Genomic DNA, 14,486 nt, shown 5'->3' with positions numbered 1-14,486 from the left:
GCCTGAACCCGCAGGCGCTCGCCTATATCAACCGGCTATCCGACCATCTGTTCGTCATGGCGCGCGCGATCAATGCGGACGGCGAGGGCGATATCCTCTGGGTGCCGGGCGCAACGCGCTAGCTGGCGCGCGCAGACCCGGCTTTCCTTCGCCAATCGTTCCTGTTACGTTCCCTTTCAAGTGCGGAAAAGCCCGACAGCCTGTCGCGTTTTTTCGACAAGAAAATGAAATGTTTACGGGTTAGGGTCGTCCGCCACACCGGCGCGTGACGTGGGTGAACTTTGCGACGAGTGTCAGTTGACCCTGGTCGCCGGAACGGGGATGCTTGGAGACGAATCATGGCGACGCGCGCAATCCCCTCCCTTGCGGCCAGCAGCCTCGCAACGCGCTTTTCGGATGTCCGGGCGTTGACCGAGGCGCTCGCCGCGCCGCTCTCCGATGCCGATGCCACCGTGCAGTCGATGGAAGACGCCTCGCCGGCCAAATGGCATCTCGCGCATACGACATGGTTTTTCGAGACCTTCATCCTGCGCGATCATGTGCCGGATTATGCGCTGTTCGACGATGACTGGCCGTTCCTGTTCAACAGCTATTACGAAGCCGAGGGCGAGCGGCAGGTCCGGGCGCGGCGCGGGATGATCACCCGGCCCGCACTGGACGCGGTGCTTGCCTATCGCCGCCATGTCGACGATGCGGTCGTCGCGGCGCTGCCCGATCTCGGAGACGAGCCGCGCGCTCTGCTCGAACTCGGCCTCCATCACGAGCAGCAGCATCAGGAACTGCTCCTGATGGATATCCAGCACCTGTTCGCGCAAAATCCGCTCGAACCGGCGATGTTCAAGGCGACGCCGCTGGGCACCCGGGAATCGCCCGGCGAACTGTGCTGGATCAGGGGCCATGAAGGCGAGGCGGAAATCGGGTGCGATGAAGAGGGCTTCACCTTCGATTGCGAAGGGCCGCGCCACACGGTCTATCTCAACCCGCATGCGATTGCGGACCGGCTCGTCACGACGGGCGAGTGGATCGCCTTTATCGAGGATGGCGGATACGGCAATCACGAACACTGGCTGTCCGAGGGCTGGGCCTGGGTCCGGGAGAACCGGATCGCCGCGCCGCTCTACTGGCGCAAGCGCGACGACGGCCAATGGTATCGCTTCGGGCTGGCCGGCGCCCGCCCGCTCGATCTTGCCGCGCCCGTCTGTCATGTCAGCTATTACGAGGCCGACGCCTTTGCCCGCTGGACCGGCTACCGCCTGCCGACCGAGGCAGAATGGGAAGTCGCGGCCGCCGGGCTCGATTCGGGCGCCGGCAACCAGCTCGACCGCCCCGGCGATGTCCGCCCGCGGCCCGTCGGCCCCGGCGAGGGACTGCGCCAGATGTTCGGCGATGTCTGGGAATGGACGGGCAGCGCCTATATGCCGCATCCCGGTTTCCGCACGGCCAAGGGGGCGGTCGGCGAATATAACGGCAAGTTCATGGTCGGCCAGTACGTCCTGAAGGGCGCAAGCTGCGGCACGCCGCGCGGCCATGGCCGGGCCAGTTACCGCAACTTCTTCTATCCGCACATGCGCTGGCAGTTCGCGGGTCTTCGCCTCGCAAGAGACCTCTGACATGGCCGATATCGAACTGGATGCGGGCGTCGATCCCGCCTTTCGCGACGATGTGCTCGCCGGGCTCGCAACGCGGCCGCGCGCGATACCCGCCCGCTGGTTCTACGATCTGCGCGGCTCGGAACTGTTCGAAGAGATTACCGAGCTCCCCGAATATTATCCGACCCGGGTCGAACGCTCGATCCTCGCCGGCAATGCCGGCGCGCTGGGAGACGCGATCGGCCCGGATCGCGCCGTGGTCGAGTTCGGCTCGGGTTCTTCGGCGAAGACGCCGCTGTTGCTCGAGGCGATCGATCCGGCCGCCTATGTGCCGATCGATATCTCGGGAGATTTTCTGCGCGAGTCCGCCGAGGCGCTGAGCGCCGATTTTCCCGGCCTTCTCGTCCATCCGGTCGAGGCCGACTTCACCCATCCGGTTCCGCTGCCCGGCTCGATCGCCGGCATGCCGAAACTCGGTTTCTTTCCGGGCTCCACGATCGGCAATTTCAACCCGCCTTCGGCCGTCGATTTTCTGCGTGCGATGAAGGAGACGTTGGGCACCGGCGCGATGCTGCTGATCGGGATGGACCGGGTGAAGGGAGAGGATGTGCTCGTTCCCGCCTATGACGATGCCGCGGGCGTGACGGCGGCGTTCAACCTCAACCTGCTCGAACGGATCAACCGGGAGCTTGCGGGAAATATCCCTGTCGACGCCTTCCGGCACCGGGCGATCTGGGACGACATGCTGGCGCGGATCGAGATGCATATCGAAGCACGGCGCGATGTGACTTTCTCGGTGGCCGGTCAGCGCTTCGAAATGGCCGAGGGCGAGACGATCCACACCGAAAACAGCCATAAATATGGCAAGCGCGATGCGCGCATCCTGCTGCGCGCAGGCGGCTGGACGATGGTCCGCGAATGGACCGACGATGCCGATCAGTTCGCATTGATCCTGGCCGAGGCGCAGCCCGAACGGTCCGCGCCGTGACTTGGTCTCTTCAGGGCGTCATCCAGCGGACATTCGCACGATACACCGTGATCCAGTGCGCGCTGCCGCGGCAGCTGTTCATCTCGCGCCGTTCGATCAGGCGGAACATCGCGCCGTCCCAGACGAACCGTTCGGCGGTACCGCAATCCCCGATCCCGCGGCCCTTGGCATAGGTGCCGAGCGTCCCGTCCTGCGGATTCCAGTGGCTGTTGACCAGAAAGGGCACGTCGCGCGCATCGCCCCAGGCGAACACATGATCGAACCGGGCCGGCTGGACCTCCCCGTCCCGGCGGACAAAGGCGATGTCGCTGAAATTATAGGCGCCCCGGCTGCAGGAGATCAGGATGAGATCGGCCGCGTCGGACAGTATGAACGCGTCGCTGCGGATCGGTTCGTCCGGTCCGCCGTCGCATTCATGGGCAGTATGCAGGGCGCGCGCGTCGGCATCGGACAACGGTGCCGCTATCTCGCCGAACCGGGCCGCCACCGGCATGGCGGTGATCGTCGGGATGGCGGGCGGATCGGGAATGGTCGATACCGGTTCGTCGCCGACCGCCGCCGATGCGGACACCGTGCCGGCGCGGCCCTGCCGGTCTTCGATGTAAAGCAGCGCGGCGCGCGATCCGGACAGCGATATCCGGCCCAGCGATCCGCCGGCTTCGTCGTACAGTTCGGCCGTCCGGCCCTGGGCGATGCGATAGAGCAGGTTCCGGACGATGCCGGGTTCGAAATGAAACAGTTCGTCGCCATCGGACCGTTCGGCGACCGCCGCCGGTTCGCCGTCGATATGCAAGGCGATGCGGTTGGTCTCGATATCCTCGAAAGCACGAAGGCCGACCCGGTTATCGCCGTTCGGTCCGCCGCCCTGACGCACGGTCAGCGAGAAGCCGTCGCCGATGCTCCAGTCCTCGGACGCCAGCGAGATCGCTTCGCACGCCCAGCCATTGTCGCAGCCGACCGCCCAGTCGCCGAAATTGCGTTGCTGGCCGATCGCCGGGTCGGGGCTCGCCAGGGCGGCGGCGAAAAGGGTGAAGAGGCCGAAAGCCATATCGTCAGTCTAGCCTAGGGCGGCGCCAGACGATAGTGACGCGGATCACAGCGAGAAAGGACAATCATGCAGGCAGTCGGCATTATCGGGGCGGGGCAAATGGGCACGGGGATCGCGCAGGTTTCGGCACAGGCCGGCTATCGGGTCCTGCTCTCCGATGTCTCCAGGGAGGTCGCCGAAAAGGCGCGCGACGGCATCGCGCGGCAGCTCGACCGGCTGGTCGAGAAGGACAAGCTCGAACCGCAGGCACGCGACGTCGCGCTCGAACGGATCGAACCGGTCGGCGATCTCGCGCCGATGGCCAGCGCCGGGCTCGTCATCGAGGCGGCGACCGAGCGCGAGGACATCAAGCGCAAGATTTTCGAGGACGTGGGGAAGATCCTCGGGCACAAGGCGGTGCTCGCCTCGAACACATCGTCGATCTCGATCACGCGGCTCGCCCAGGCCTCGACCGATGCCAGCCGCTTTATCGGCGTGCATTTCTTCAACCCAGTCCCGCTGATGGGCCTGATCGAGGTGATCCGCGGACTGGCGACGTCGGACGAGACGGTCGACCTCGTCGAGACATACGCGACCGCGCTCGGCAAGCGGACGGTCCATGCCAACGACGCGCCGGGCTTTATCGTCAATCGGGTGCTGATTCCGATGCTCAACGAAGCCGCGTTCGCGCTCGGCGAAGGCGTGGCGCGGATCGAGGATATCGATGCCGCTTGCCAGCTCGGCCTCAACCATCCGATGGGGCCGCTGACACTGGCCGATTTCATCGGGCTCGACACCTGCCTCCATATCGCCAATGTCCTCTATTCGGGCACCGGCGACCCCAAGTTCCGCGCGGCGCCGCTGCTCGTCAAATATGTCGAGGCGGGCTGGCTCGGCCGCAAGACGGGCCGGGGCTTCTACGATTATTCGGGCGACACGCCGCAGCCGACGCGGTGAGCGGGGGCGAGGACCCTGCAACGCTGGCCTTTTACCAGGCCGAGTGGCGGGATGTTTGTGCCGCTCATCGCCGTTTTCGCACGAGCCTGAAGCTGGGCGACTTCCTCGCCCGGCTGCCGCGCGGTGCGCGAATATTGGAGCTGGGATGCGGCGGCGGGCGCGACACGAAGGAGGTGATCGCGGCCGGGTTCGACGTCGATGCGACCGATGGATGCGCGGAGATTGCGGCCGACACGGCAGCTTATCTCGGGCATCCGGTTCGCGCCATGCGTTTCGAAGAGCTCTCGGCCATGGCGGCCTATGACGGGATTTGGGCCGAGGCATGCCTGCTGCATGTACGCCGCTCCCATCTGCCGAACGTTCTCGGCAACGTGCATCGCGCATTGCGGCCGGGCGGTCTATTCCAAGCGAGCTACAAGGCTGGTGAGGCGGAAGGGTATGACGAGCTCGGCCGGTATTTCAATTTTCCCGACCGGCAATGGCTGATCGGCGCCTATGAGAGTACAGCCCGCTGGGCCTCGATCGATCTTGCGACCGGGCCGGGCCTTCAGAGTTGCGGACCGGCCATCGATTGGCACAGGGTCATGGCGGTCAAATAGGAGAGGGACGATGACGTTGGGTGACATCCGCGATTTCGAGATCAGGATCGATCAAGCCGAGCTCGACGATCTCAAGGATCGCCTAGCGCGCACCCGCCTGCCCGAAAAGGAAACCGTCGACGACTGGGAGCAGGGCATTCCCCTCGCCTATGTCCGCGAGCTCGTCGATTACTGGCGCGACGGTTATGACTGGCGGCGCTGCGAAGATGCGTTGAACGCCTGGCCCAACCATCTCGTCGAGATCGACGGCGTCGACATCCATTGCCTCCATGTCCGCTCGCCCGAACCGGGGGCGCGCCCGCTGCTGATGACCCATGGCTGGCCGGGTTCGGTCGTCGAGTTCATGGACGCGATCGGGCCGCTCAGCGATCCGGTCGCGCATGGCGGCAAGGCGGAAGACGCGTTCCATCTCGTGATCCCCTCGCTGCCCGGTTACGGTTTTTCGGGCAAGCCGGCGGCGACCGGCTGGACGGTCCAGAAGATCGCGGAGAGCTGGCACGAGCTGATGACCGCGCTCGGCTATGACGGCTGGTATGCCCAGGGCGGCGATTGGGGCGCGATGGTGACGTCGGCCATCGGCGCGCAGGACAAGGGCGGTTGCAAGGGCATCCATCTCAACATGATCGTCGCGGCGCCGCCGAAAGAGGTTCTCGAGAACCCGACCGAGGAAGAGCAGACCGCCCTCGCGCGCCTTGCTCTCTATCGGGACAAGGGCGCGGGCTATTCCAAGCAGCAGAGCACGAAGCCGCAGACGCTCGGCTATGCGCTGGCCGATTCCCCGGTCGGCCAGATGGCGTGGATCATGGAGAAATTCCACGACTGGTCGGACTGCGACGGTCATCCGGAGAATGTCTTCGATCGCGACCGGCTGCTCGACAATGTCATGCTCTACTGGCTCAACAATGCCGGCGCCTCGTCGGGACGGCTCTACTGGCACAGTTTCGGCAATCCCAATCTCGATCCCGTGGATATTCCGGCGGCCTGCAGCCTGTTTCCGCACGAGATCATGCGCGCCTCGCGCCGCTGGGCGGAAACGCGCTTCAGGAACATCGTCTATTTCGAAAGCGTCGAGCGGGGTGGCCATTTCGCCGCGATGGAGCGGCCGGAAGCCTTTGTCGGCGAAGTGCGCGCGGCGTTCCGGGTGATGGACTGAGCCCCGCATGAAAGACCGGAGCGACCATCCGCTGGAGGACGTGCTCGACGAAGCCATCGAGTCGGCCCGGGGCGACAAGATCTCGCTGCAGGACATGCTCGACGAATTCGGAATGCGCAGCTTCGGCCCGGTGCTCGTCATGATTTCGCTCGTCATCATCTCCCCGATCGGCAGCGTGCCCGGCCTGCCGATCGCGCTCGGCGCGGCGATCGTGCTGCTCGCGGTGCAGATCGTGTTCGGCCGTGCGCATCCCTGGGTGCCCCGGCGAATGCTCGATACCGGTTTCGACAAGCAGAAGGCCGAGGCGTTTCGCGACAAGGCGCATGGCACGCTCGAACGGCTAGACCGGCTGATCCAGCCGCGCCTGGAATGGGCGACCGGCCGGGTCGCCCTTCTGTTCGCGTCGCTGTGCCTGATCTTCCTGTCGCTGACGATGGTGCCGTTGGAATTCGTGCCCTTCGCCGTCACGTTGCCCGGTGTCGCGATGCTGATCTTCGGGGTCGGCCTGACCGCGCGCGACGGGCTGATGATGCTGATCGGCTTCCTGCTCACCGCCTCGACCTTCGTGCTGACCTTCATCTGGTGGCCGTTCGGCGGTGGCGGCTAGCGCCGATTGCGCTGGGACCCGAAGAGCGTCTAGAAGCGCGCCGCACAGCAAGGAAACGGCATGACCGACATATCCGCAGACGGGCACGCCCCCGATCCCGCGCAGCTCGCCAAGGCCGAGACGCTCGTCGAGGCGCTGCCCTATATGCAGCGGTTCGCCGGCGCGACCTTCGTCGTCAAATATGGCGGCCATGCGATGGGCGACGCCAAGGCGGCGCGCGAGTTCGCCGAGGATGTCGTTCTGCTCAAGGCGGTCGGGATCAACCCGGTCGTCGTCCATGGCGGCGGGCCGCAGATCGGCGCGATGCTCGAAAAGCTCGGCGTCGAAAGCGAGTTCGTCGACGGACTGCGCGTGACCGACGGGGAAACGGCGCGTATCGCCGAAATGGTGCTGTCCGGCGCGATCAACAAGGAACTGGTCAGCTGGATCGGGCAGGCCGGCGGCCGGGCGATCGGCATTTCGGGCAAGGATGGCAGGTTTGTCCGCGCCGAAAAGGTGCGGCGCACGGTGCGCGATCCGGAAAGCCTGATCGAAAAGGCCGTGGATCTCGGCTTTGTCGGCGAGCCGGCGGTGGTGGATCGGTCCGTCATCGACACGATTTCCGATGCCGGGATGATCCCCGTCGTCGCGCCCGTCGGCGTCGATGCCACCGGCCAGACATACAATATCAACGCCGATACGATGGCCGGCGCGGTGGCGAGCGCGATGGACGCGGCGCGCCTGTTCCTTCTCACCGACGTCCCGGGCGTGCTCGACAGGCAGGGCGCGCTGCTCACCGATCTCTCGCCCGACACGATCGGCCAGTTGCAGGCCGACGGCACCGTGTCGGGCGGGATGATTCCCAAGCTCGAAACCTGCGTGAAGGCGGTCGAAGGCGGGGTCGAGGCGGCGGTCATACTCGACGGGCGGATTCCGCATGCGATGCTGCTCGAGATATTCACCCGTCGCGGCGCGGGCACGATGATCCGCACCCTCTAGTCGATCACCGCAGTCATCGGTGGATGGCTGTGTTGAATCGGTAAGGCGCAATCGCTAGATGCGGGAGACAGTTCCCGAGGAGTCATATCCATGGTCCCCGCCCTGCTCGGCGTCATCATTCTGCTCATCAATATCCTGATCTGGATCATCATCATCCAGGCGGTGCTCAGCTGGCTCGTCGCCTTCAACGTGATCAACACGCACAATAACGGCGTCCGCCAGTTCCTGTATCTGCTCGAACGGATCACCGATCCGCTCTATCGGCCGGTGCGCGCCTTCATGCCCGATTTCGGGGGCATCGACTTCTCGCCGATCGTCGTCATTCTGCTGCTGCACCTGCTGGCTCGCTTCCTGATGAGCCTGCAGCTGCAAGCCGTGGGCATGTAGCGATACGAGGGGGCGCATGACAGCCGAGATCATCGACGGCAAGGCCTTCGCCGCCGGCCTGCGCGAGCGGATCGCCGGGCAGGTGCCCGCATTTGTCGAGGCCACGGGCCGCAAGCCGGGCCTTGCGGTCATCCTCGTCGGCGACGATCCGGCGAGCCAGGTCTATGTCGGCTCCAAAGGCAAGGCGACCGTGGCGGCCGGGATGGAGAGTTTCCAGCACGTTCTGCCCGCATCGACGCCTCAGGCAGAGCTCGTCGCGCTCGTCGAGCGGCTCAATGCCGACGATCGGGTCGACGGCATCCTGGTCCAGCTGCCGCTGCCCGACGGGCTTGACGAAGCCGCGACGGTTGCGGCGATCGATCCCGGAAAGGATGTCGACGGTCTCACCGATACGAATGTCGCCCGGCTCGCGAACAACGAAGAGGGACTGGTTCCGTGCACGCCGCTCGGTTGCATGATGCTGCTGCACGACCGGCTCGGCGACCTGACCGGGCTCGACGCCGTCGTCGTCGGCCGCTCGCAGCTGGTCGGCAGGCCGATGGCGCAACTGCTCGTCAACGCCAACTGCACGGTCACGATCGCGCACAGCCGGACGCGCAACCTTCCGGATATCGTCCGCAACGCCGATATCGTCGTCGCTGCCGTCGGTCGCCCCGAGATGGTGAGGGGCGACTGGCTGAAGCCCGGCGCGGTCGTGATCGATGTCGGGATCAACCGGCTGGCGCCGACCGAGGAAGGAAAGAAGGGCCGGCTGGTCGGCGATGTCGCCTTCGCCGAGGCCGAGCATGTGAAGGCGATCACGCCGGTCCCCGGCGGGGTCGGCCCGATGACGATCGCCGTCCTGCTGCGCAATACGCTGGTCGCGGCCCGGGCGCGGGCCGGTCTCGCGGCGGCGGACGGCCTGTGAGCGCGATTGCGGCGTTGCTGCTTCTGGCCTCGCCCGCCGACGGCGCGGTCGAAGCCGAGCGCGCCTTTGCCGAGATGGCGCAGACCGAGGGGCAGTGGACCGCGTTCCGCGCCTTTGCCGCCGAAGGTGCGGTCATGTTTACGCCAAACCCGGTCGATGCGCATACGGCGCTCGACGGCCTCGAGAATCCGCCGGTCGCGGTCCGCTGGTGGCCGGCGCGCAGTTTCGTCTCCTGCGACGGATCGATGGTCGTCAACACCGGTCCCTGGGTGCGGCCGGGCCCGCGGCACGGCTATTTCGTCACGGTTTGGGAAAGGCAGGAGGACGGCAGCTGGCGATGGCGGCTCGACGACGGACAGGATCTCGCCGCGCCGATCCCCGCCGGAGAAGAACCGGCCGTTCGTCAGGCGTCATGCGCGGATCTGCCGCAGCGGTTCCGCCGCCCGGCGGTCGCGCAGGCGGGGCCGGTGACCGGCGGCGCGTCGCCCGATGGCACGTTGCGCTGGTCCTGGCAGGATCGCGGGTCCGGCGGCACGCGTCTCGAAATCCGGCTGTTCGACGGCGATTCGATGGATTCCGTCTTCGTTCACGACAGGCCGGTGCGCATTCCATGACCGAACTGTTCGTCTCCGCGCTCATCACCTTCTTCGTGGTCATCGATCCGCCGGGTTGCGCGCCGATCTTCGCGAGCCTCACGACCGGCGCCACACCGCAGCAGCGGCGGGCGATGGCGTTTCGCGCGGTCTTGATCGCCACGCTCATTCTCGTTTTCTTCGCACTGCTCGGGGAACAGTTGCTCGGCGCTCTCGGCATCACGCTCGATGCGTTCCGGATCGCCGGCGGCATCATGCTCTTCCTGATCGCCTTCGAAATGGTCTTCGAAAAGCGCACCCAGCGGCGCGAGGACCGGGCGCAGAAGATCATCGACACGCCGGAGATCGAAGACGTATCCGCCTTTCCCATGGCGATGCCGATGATCGCGGGCCCGGGCACGATCGCCTCGATCATGCTGCTCGAAGCGCGCAGCCGGGGAGTCGAGGAGTCGCTCGTCGTGCTGGCCGCGCTCGGCATTATCCTCCTGCTGACGCTGCTGGCCCTGCTCGCCGCTGGGCCGCTGATGCGGCTGCTCGGTCAGCGGATAGAGGCGGTGATCACACGCCTGTTGGGGGTCGTCCTCGCGGCGCTCGCCGCGCAGTTCATCATCGACGGGCTGGTCGGCGCCTTCGGGATCAATCTACCCGCCACAGGGTGAAGGGCGAGTTCGCCGGCAAGGCCACGGGCTCCAGCCAGTCGGGCGGTTCGCCCCCGCTGAGCCGGGCGTAACTGCTGGCCGGATCGTCGAGCCCGTAATGCCCCTCGCCCGGCATCCCCGGACAGAGCAGGATATAGCCGACGCCGTAGCGGTCGACCGTCTCGCGCAGCCGCGCCTCGGTGCCCTGAAACCCGTGGAACACGTCGAGCATCGCCGCGCCGTTCCGGTGATAGGGGCCGGCGATGCCGTTATGTCCGCTCATCACGATGAGGCGGGGCGCAAGGTCGATCGGCGTCAGGATCGTCGCATCGGGCAGCGCGCGGATCGGTTCGAACGCCGCGCGCTCGGAACAGGTCAGCGTGCCGCTATCGCCCTGTTCGGTCTCGGCCGGTTCGGGAAAGGCGATGATCGGGACGACGGCCCACAGCCCGGTCATCAGCGCGAGCGCCGCGAGCGATCCGCCGACCCGCGGCAGCATGTGCGCCGACGCGCGCCAGCGCGGGAGCAGGTACATGCCGAGCATCGTCGCGCCGGGAATGGCCAGCAGTTGGGCGGCCGGCGCGGTGCGCACCTGCCAGAACAGGAGCGCGAAGCTCGCCAGCGCGATGGCGAACAGCGCGAGCATCGCCGCCAGCCCTTTGCCGGTTCTCCGCGCGCCGGCGATACCGATCGCATAGCCGGCCAGGCCGGACAGCGGCAGTGCGAGGATCAGCAGCGCCTTGCGCCAGTCCTGCCGGTAGAGCGGCCGGGCTTCCTGCACATTGTCGAGCCAGAGCGCTTGCAGTTCGGCGCTCACGCCTTCGGGTCGTCCGAGGCAATCGGGCCAGGCCAGCGCGAAGCCGATCGCCAGCGCCGCGCCCGCGAGGCCGCCAAGGCCCAGCCGGGCGGCCGGGTTGCGCAACGGCAGCACGGCGAGCAGGACGAGCAGCGCGCCGGCCGCGGCGACGGCGGAGAGCCAGACCGGCGACAGCGCGTCGCAGACGGCGAGGCGGTTGGCACCGGAGGCGAACAGCGCGAAGCCGATCGCCGCGCCGCCGCCCAGCGCCGCGCCATAGGCGGCGATGCGCGGGCTTTCGGAGCGGTCGCGCACCCAGAACAGCGCGGTCGCCGCGCCGACCAGTCCGAGGAAGATCAGCATCTCGAGCCCGATCGTCAGCGACAGGGCGCTGGCGATCCCGCTCGTCGCGCCGCCGCGCGCGGCGCGCGGATCGACAAGGCCGGCGATCGCGACGGCGAGCATCGCGAGCTGCCAGCCATGATGGTCGATTCGGAGCGGCAGCCACATCGGCATCAATATGCCGGCGCACAGGGTCGCGAGCATCGCGATCGGCCAGGCGATCGGCGCCACGATCCGGCGGGCGATGAGCGCGATCGCGAACAGCCCGATGGCGAACGGGAGGAGCGGTGCGAGCGCCACGGCCCAGCGCTCGGCCGCCGCACTGCCGAGCAGCGGTTCGAGCAGCAGGACGAGGCCGGCGATCGGCAGGTCCGGCAGGCGCGACCAGTGGATGTTCGCGCCGGCCGGCGGCGCCAGCCTGTACTGGGTCAGGTCGTACCAGGGCTGGCCGCCGAGCAAGGCGCGCACCTGCGCCAGCCGCAAATTGTCGTCGGTATCGCCGAGCGCCAGCGCGGCGATATCGGGCATCCGCGCGAAGATCATCAGTACGGCGATGGCCAGCCAGACGGCCAATGTGCCGCTAATCCAACGATCGTTCAGCCACCGGCTTTCGGCAAGTTCCGTCATTCACCCCTCTCGGCTCTCATTCCCGGTCGCCCGCGAAGTGCCCTGCCCATAGGCAAGAAAGATTAACCATCTTGTCTTATGGCGCATCACCATAATGATAAACGCCATGTTCCGCTCGAACGAACTGCTGCGCCAGATGGTCCGCTATGCGATCAGCGGCGGCGCGCTCACGCTCTTCTATTCGGCGATATACTGGACGGCGGCGGTCCCGGTCGGGATCCACCCGCTGATCGCCAACAGCATGGCGTTCGTCACGACGCTGATCCTCGGCTTCGTCGTCCATTCGCGCTGGAGCTTTGCCGGCCATGGGCGGCGCGACCGGCCGGTACGCGCCATGGCCTTTTTCCTGGCCGTCAATCTGGCGGGTTTCGCGCTCAACAGCTTCTGGGTCTGGCTGATCACCGTGCATTGGGGGCTGTCGCCGTCCTGGCCGTTGCTGCCGATCATCTTCGTCACGCCCTGGCTCAGCTTCTACCTGAACCGCCGCTGGACTTTCGGCGGCTGACCACGGCGGCGCCTGCGGATTGAAGGTTCGTTAACCTTCTTCGCTTACCCCTCGAAGGTGACGGAGCCGCTCTCGACCCTTTCGCGAACGGGGGCGGGCTCGCAACAGCGGGACACCAGTATCGATGGCCAATCCAGGGCTTCCAGCCTTCAAGACACCCAGCCGCCCCCACACGCCGATCCTGATGTACGGGGTGCTGGTCTTCTGTCTGGGTATCGTCATGTATCTCACAGGCGTGCTGCTCGTCTTCCCGCGCTATCTGCTCGGGCTGCGCGAATGGCTCGATCCGGTGGCCGAATGGCTGGTCTGGTATTCGGGTGTGCCGATCGTGATCGGCATCGCCATGGCCCTGCTCGACCTTCTCTACTTCATGAGCCGCAAAAAGCCCGATCGCCCGGTACGATATATCCCGGTCGAACGCCGCCGCGTCACCGTCGCGCTGACCGCCTACAATGACGAGCTCAGCATCGCCGACGCGGTGGAGGATTTCCTGTCGCATCCGCTGGTCGAACGGGTGATCGTCGTCAGCAACAACAGCAGCGACCGGACGTTCGAACGCGCCGAAGAGGCGGGCGCCATCACTTTCAACGAGCTCGCGCCGGGCTATGGCCGCTGCGTCCATCGCTGCCTGACCGAGGCGGCGCGATATGCCGATACCGAGTTCGTCGTGCTGTGCGAGGGCGACCTGACCTTCCGCGCCTATGATATCGAAAAGCTGCTCGCCTATGCGCCGCACGCCGATATCGTGAACGGCACGCGGACCGTCGAGCCGCTGCGCCAGTATGAGACGCAGCTTTCCACCTTCATGTATTATGGCAACGTCTTTGTCGGCAAATTGCTCGAGTTCAAGCATCTGGGCCGCGGCACGATCACCGATGTCGGGACGACCTACAAGCTGTGCCGCCGCGAAGCCTTGCTCGAACTGCTGCCGAAGCTTAACCCGGCGGTGAACCTCGAATTCAACGCCCATTTCCTGGATACCGCCCTGGCCCATGACAATGTGCTGCTCGAATGCCCGATCACCTTCCACCCGCGCGTCGGCGTGTCGAAGGGGGGCAACATCAACAACTGGCGCGGCCTGACCGTGGGTTCGAGGATGATCCTCGGCCTCGTCTTCGGCTGGAAACGGCCCGCGACATGAGCGCGCTCGATCCGTCCGGCTATCATGAATCGCGGCTCGCCGCCGATCCGAAGCGCGACATCGTCTGGAAGGCGCTCTGGCGCTATCATTTCTCGAAACATATCGGTCCCGAGGATTGCGTCCTCGATCTCGGCGCCGGCTATGGCGAGTTCATCAACAATGTGCGCGCGAAACGGCGCATCGCGCTCGACCTGTGGGACAGGATGCCGCTGCACGTCGGCCCCGATGTCGAGCCGATCGTCGGACCGGTCAGCGATCTGTCGGCCATCGAGGATAACAGCGTCGACTATGCCTTTTCGAGCAACCTGTTCGAACATATCAGCCAGGACGATCTCGCCGCGACTCTCGCGCAGCTGAAATCGAAGCTCAAAGCCGGCGGGACGCTCACGACGCTCCAGCCGAACTACCGCTATGCGTCCCGGGAATATTTCGACGATTACACGCATGTCACGGTGTGGTCGCATATCGGGCTTGCCGACTTCCTGACCGCGCATGGTTACGAGGTGCTCGAAGTGCATCCGCGCTTCCTGCCGCTGACGGTGAAGTCGCGGCTGCCGACCTGGCCCATCCTGGTCGGCGCCTATCTCGCCTCGCCGGTCAAGCCGATGGGCAAGCAGATGCTGCTCGTCGCCCGCCCGAAGGCCTAGCGTCC

Annotated in this window: 16 protein-coding genes and 1 pseudogene; 15 read left to right on the top strand and 2 right to left on the bottom strand. The window is 66.1% G+C overall.

The features are described from left to right. From ACTS1X_RS02970 to egtD, 3 genes and pseudogenes are all read left to right on the top strand, one after another. Positions 1-122: pseudogene (locus ACTS1X_RS02970) on the top strand (cob(I)yrinic acid a,c-diamide adenosyltransferase); the annotation flags it as partial. Positions 123-338: 216 nt separating this feature from the next. Continuing rightward, the gene (gene egtB, locus ACTS1X_RS02965) at positions 339-1,610 is read left to right on the top strand and encodes an ergothioneine biosynthesis protein EgtB (protein WP_442612897.1); all 1,272 of its coding nucleotides are present in this window, start codon (positions 339-341) and stop codon (positions 1,608-1,610) included. 1 nt (position 1,611) lies between these two features. Next, on the top strand, positions 1,612-2,577 hold the full coding sequence (egtD, locus tag ACTS1X_RS02960) for an L-histidine N(alpha)-methyltransferase (RefSeq protein ID WP_442612896.1): 966 nt from the start codon (positions 1,612-1,614) through the stop codon (positions 2,575-2,577). A gap of 10 nt (positions 2,578-2,587) precedes the next feature. Here the strand turns inward: egtD and ACTS1X_RS02955 are convergent, their stop codons facing one another. Then, the gene (locus ACTS1X_RS02955) at positions 2,588-3,625 is read right to left on the bottom strand and encodes a DUF1176 domain-containing protein (protein ID WP_442612895.1); all 1,038 of its coding nucleotides are present in this window, start codon (positions 3,623-3,625) and stop codon (positions 2,588-2,590) included. Between the two features lie 66 nt (positions 3,626-3,691). Here ACTS1X_RS02955 and ACTS1X_RS02950 point away from each other — a divergent pair, with 66 nt between their 5' ends. From ACTS1X_RS02950 to ACTS1X_RS02910, 9 genes are all read left to right on the top strand, one after another. Further along, positions 3,692-4,561, top strand: coding sequence for a 3-hydroxyacyl-CoA dehydrogenase NAD-binding domain-containing protein (locus ACTS1X_RS02950; protein WP_442612894.1), 870 nt, complete (start codon positions 3,692-3,694; stop codon positions 4,559-4,561). Beyond that, positions 4,558-5,160 (top strand): class I SAM-dependent methyltransferase, encoded by a 603-nt coding sequence (locus ACTS1X_RS02945; protein WP_442612893.1) that lies wholly within the window; start codon positions 4,558-4,560, stop codon positions 5,158-5,160. Before ACTS1X_RS02950 ends, ACTS1X_RS02945 begins: the two co-directional genes overlap by 4 nt. Positions 5,161-5,170: 10 nt before the next feature. After that, a complete protein-coding gene (locus tag ACTS1X_RS02940) occupies positions 5,171-6,313 on the top strand; it encodes an epoxide hydrolase family protein (RefSeq protein ID WP_442612892.1) in 1,143 nt (380 codons plus the stop codon). Positions 6,314-6,320: 7 nt separating this feature from the next. After that, positions 6,321-6,920, top strand: coding sequence for an exopolysaccharide biosynthesis protein (locus ACTS1X_RS02935; RefSeq protein WP_442612891.1), 600 nt, complete (start codon positions 6,321-6,323; stop codon positions 6,918-6,920). A 60-nt stretch (positions 6,921-6,980) separates the two neighbouring features. Then, positions 6,981-7,898, top strand: a complete 918-nt coding sequence (gene argB, locus ACTS1X_RS02930; RefSeq protein ID WP_442612890.1) for an acetylglutamate kinase — start codon at positions 6,981-6,983, stop codon at positions 7,896-7,898. Positions 7,899-7,988: 90 nt separating this feature from the next. Then, on the top strand, positions 7,989-8,285 hold the full coding sequence (locus ACTS1X_RS02925) for a YggT family protein (protein ID WP_442612889.1): 297 nt from the start codon (positions 7,989-7,991) through the stop codon (positions 8,283-8,285). 16 nt (positions 8,286-8,301) lie between these two features. After that, a complete protein-coding gene (folD, locus tag ACTS1X_RS02920) occupies positions 8,302-9,192 on the top strand; it encodes a bifunctional methylenetetrahydrofolate dehydrogenase/methenyltetrahydrofolate cyclohydrolase FolD (RefSeq protein ID WP_442612888.1) in 891 nt (296 codons plus the stop codon). Then, positions 9,189-9,806 carry a hypothetical protein gene (locus ACTS1X_RS02915; protein WP_442612887.1) on the top strand — a complete coding sequence of 206 codons (618 nt, stop codon included), beginning with the start codon at positions 9,189-9,191 and terminating at the stop codon, positions 9,804-9,806. Before folD ends, ACTS1X_RS02915 begins: the two co-directional genes overlap by 4 nt. Further along, entirely contained in the window at positions 9,803-10,444 is a 642-nt protein-coding gene (locus ACTS1X_RS02910) for a MarC family protein (protein WP_442612886.1), read from the top strand. Before ACTS1X_RS02915 ends, ACTS1X_RS02910 begins: the two co-directional genes overlap by 4 nt. Here the strand turns inward: ACTS1X_RS02910 and ACTS1X_RS02905 are convergent. After that, entirely contained in the window at positions 10,422-12,188 is a 1,767-nt protein-coding gene (locus ACTS1X_RS02905; RefSeq protein WP_442612885.1) for an AcrB/AcrD/AcrF family protein, read from the bottom strand. The genes ACTS1X_RS02910 and ACTS1X_RS02905 overlap by 23 nt on opposite strands. A gap of 106 nt (positions 12,189-12,294) precedes the next feature. On the opposite strand from ACTS1X_RS02905, the gene ACTS1X_RS02900 reads away from it, so the two are divergent. From ACTS1X_RS02900 to ACTS1X_RS02890, 3 genes are all read left to right on the top strand, one after another. Then, positions 12,295-12,693, top strand: a complete 399-nt coding sequence (locus ACTS1X_RS02900) for a GtrA family protein (RefSeq protein ID WP_442612884.1) — start codon at positions 12,295-12,297, stop codon at positions 12,691-12,693. A gap of 124 nt (positions 12,694-12,817) precedes the next feature. Further along, on the top strand, positions 12,818-13,834 hold the full coding sequence (locus tag ACTS1X_RS02895; protein ID WP_442612883.1) for a glycosyltransferase family 2 protein: 1,017 nt from the start codon (positions 12,818-12,820) through the stop codon (positions 13,832-13,834). Next, the gene (locus tag ACTS1X_RS02890; protein ID WP_442612882.1) at positions 13,831-14,481 is read left to right on the top strand and encodes a class I SAM-dependent methyltransferase; all 651 of its coding nucleotides are present in this window, start codon (positions 13,831-13,833) and stop codon (positions 14,479-14,481) included. The genes ACTS1X_RS02895 and ACTS1X_RS02890 overlap by 4 nt, the downstream gene beginning before the upstream one ends. Positions 14,482-14,486: the final 5 nt, after the last annotated feature.

Source organism: Parasphingopyxis sp., from assembly GCF_052168275.1.
Lineage (GTDB): Bacteria > Pseudomonadota > Alphaproteobacteria > Sphingomonadales > Sphingomonadaceae > Parasphingopyxis.
Note: the sequence above shows the minus strand (reverse complement) of the source record. Positions and strands in the feature narration are given on the sequence as shown.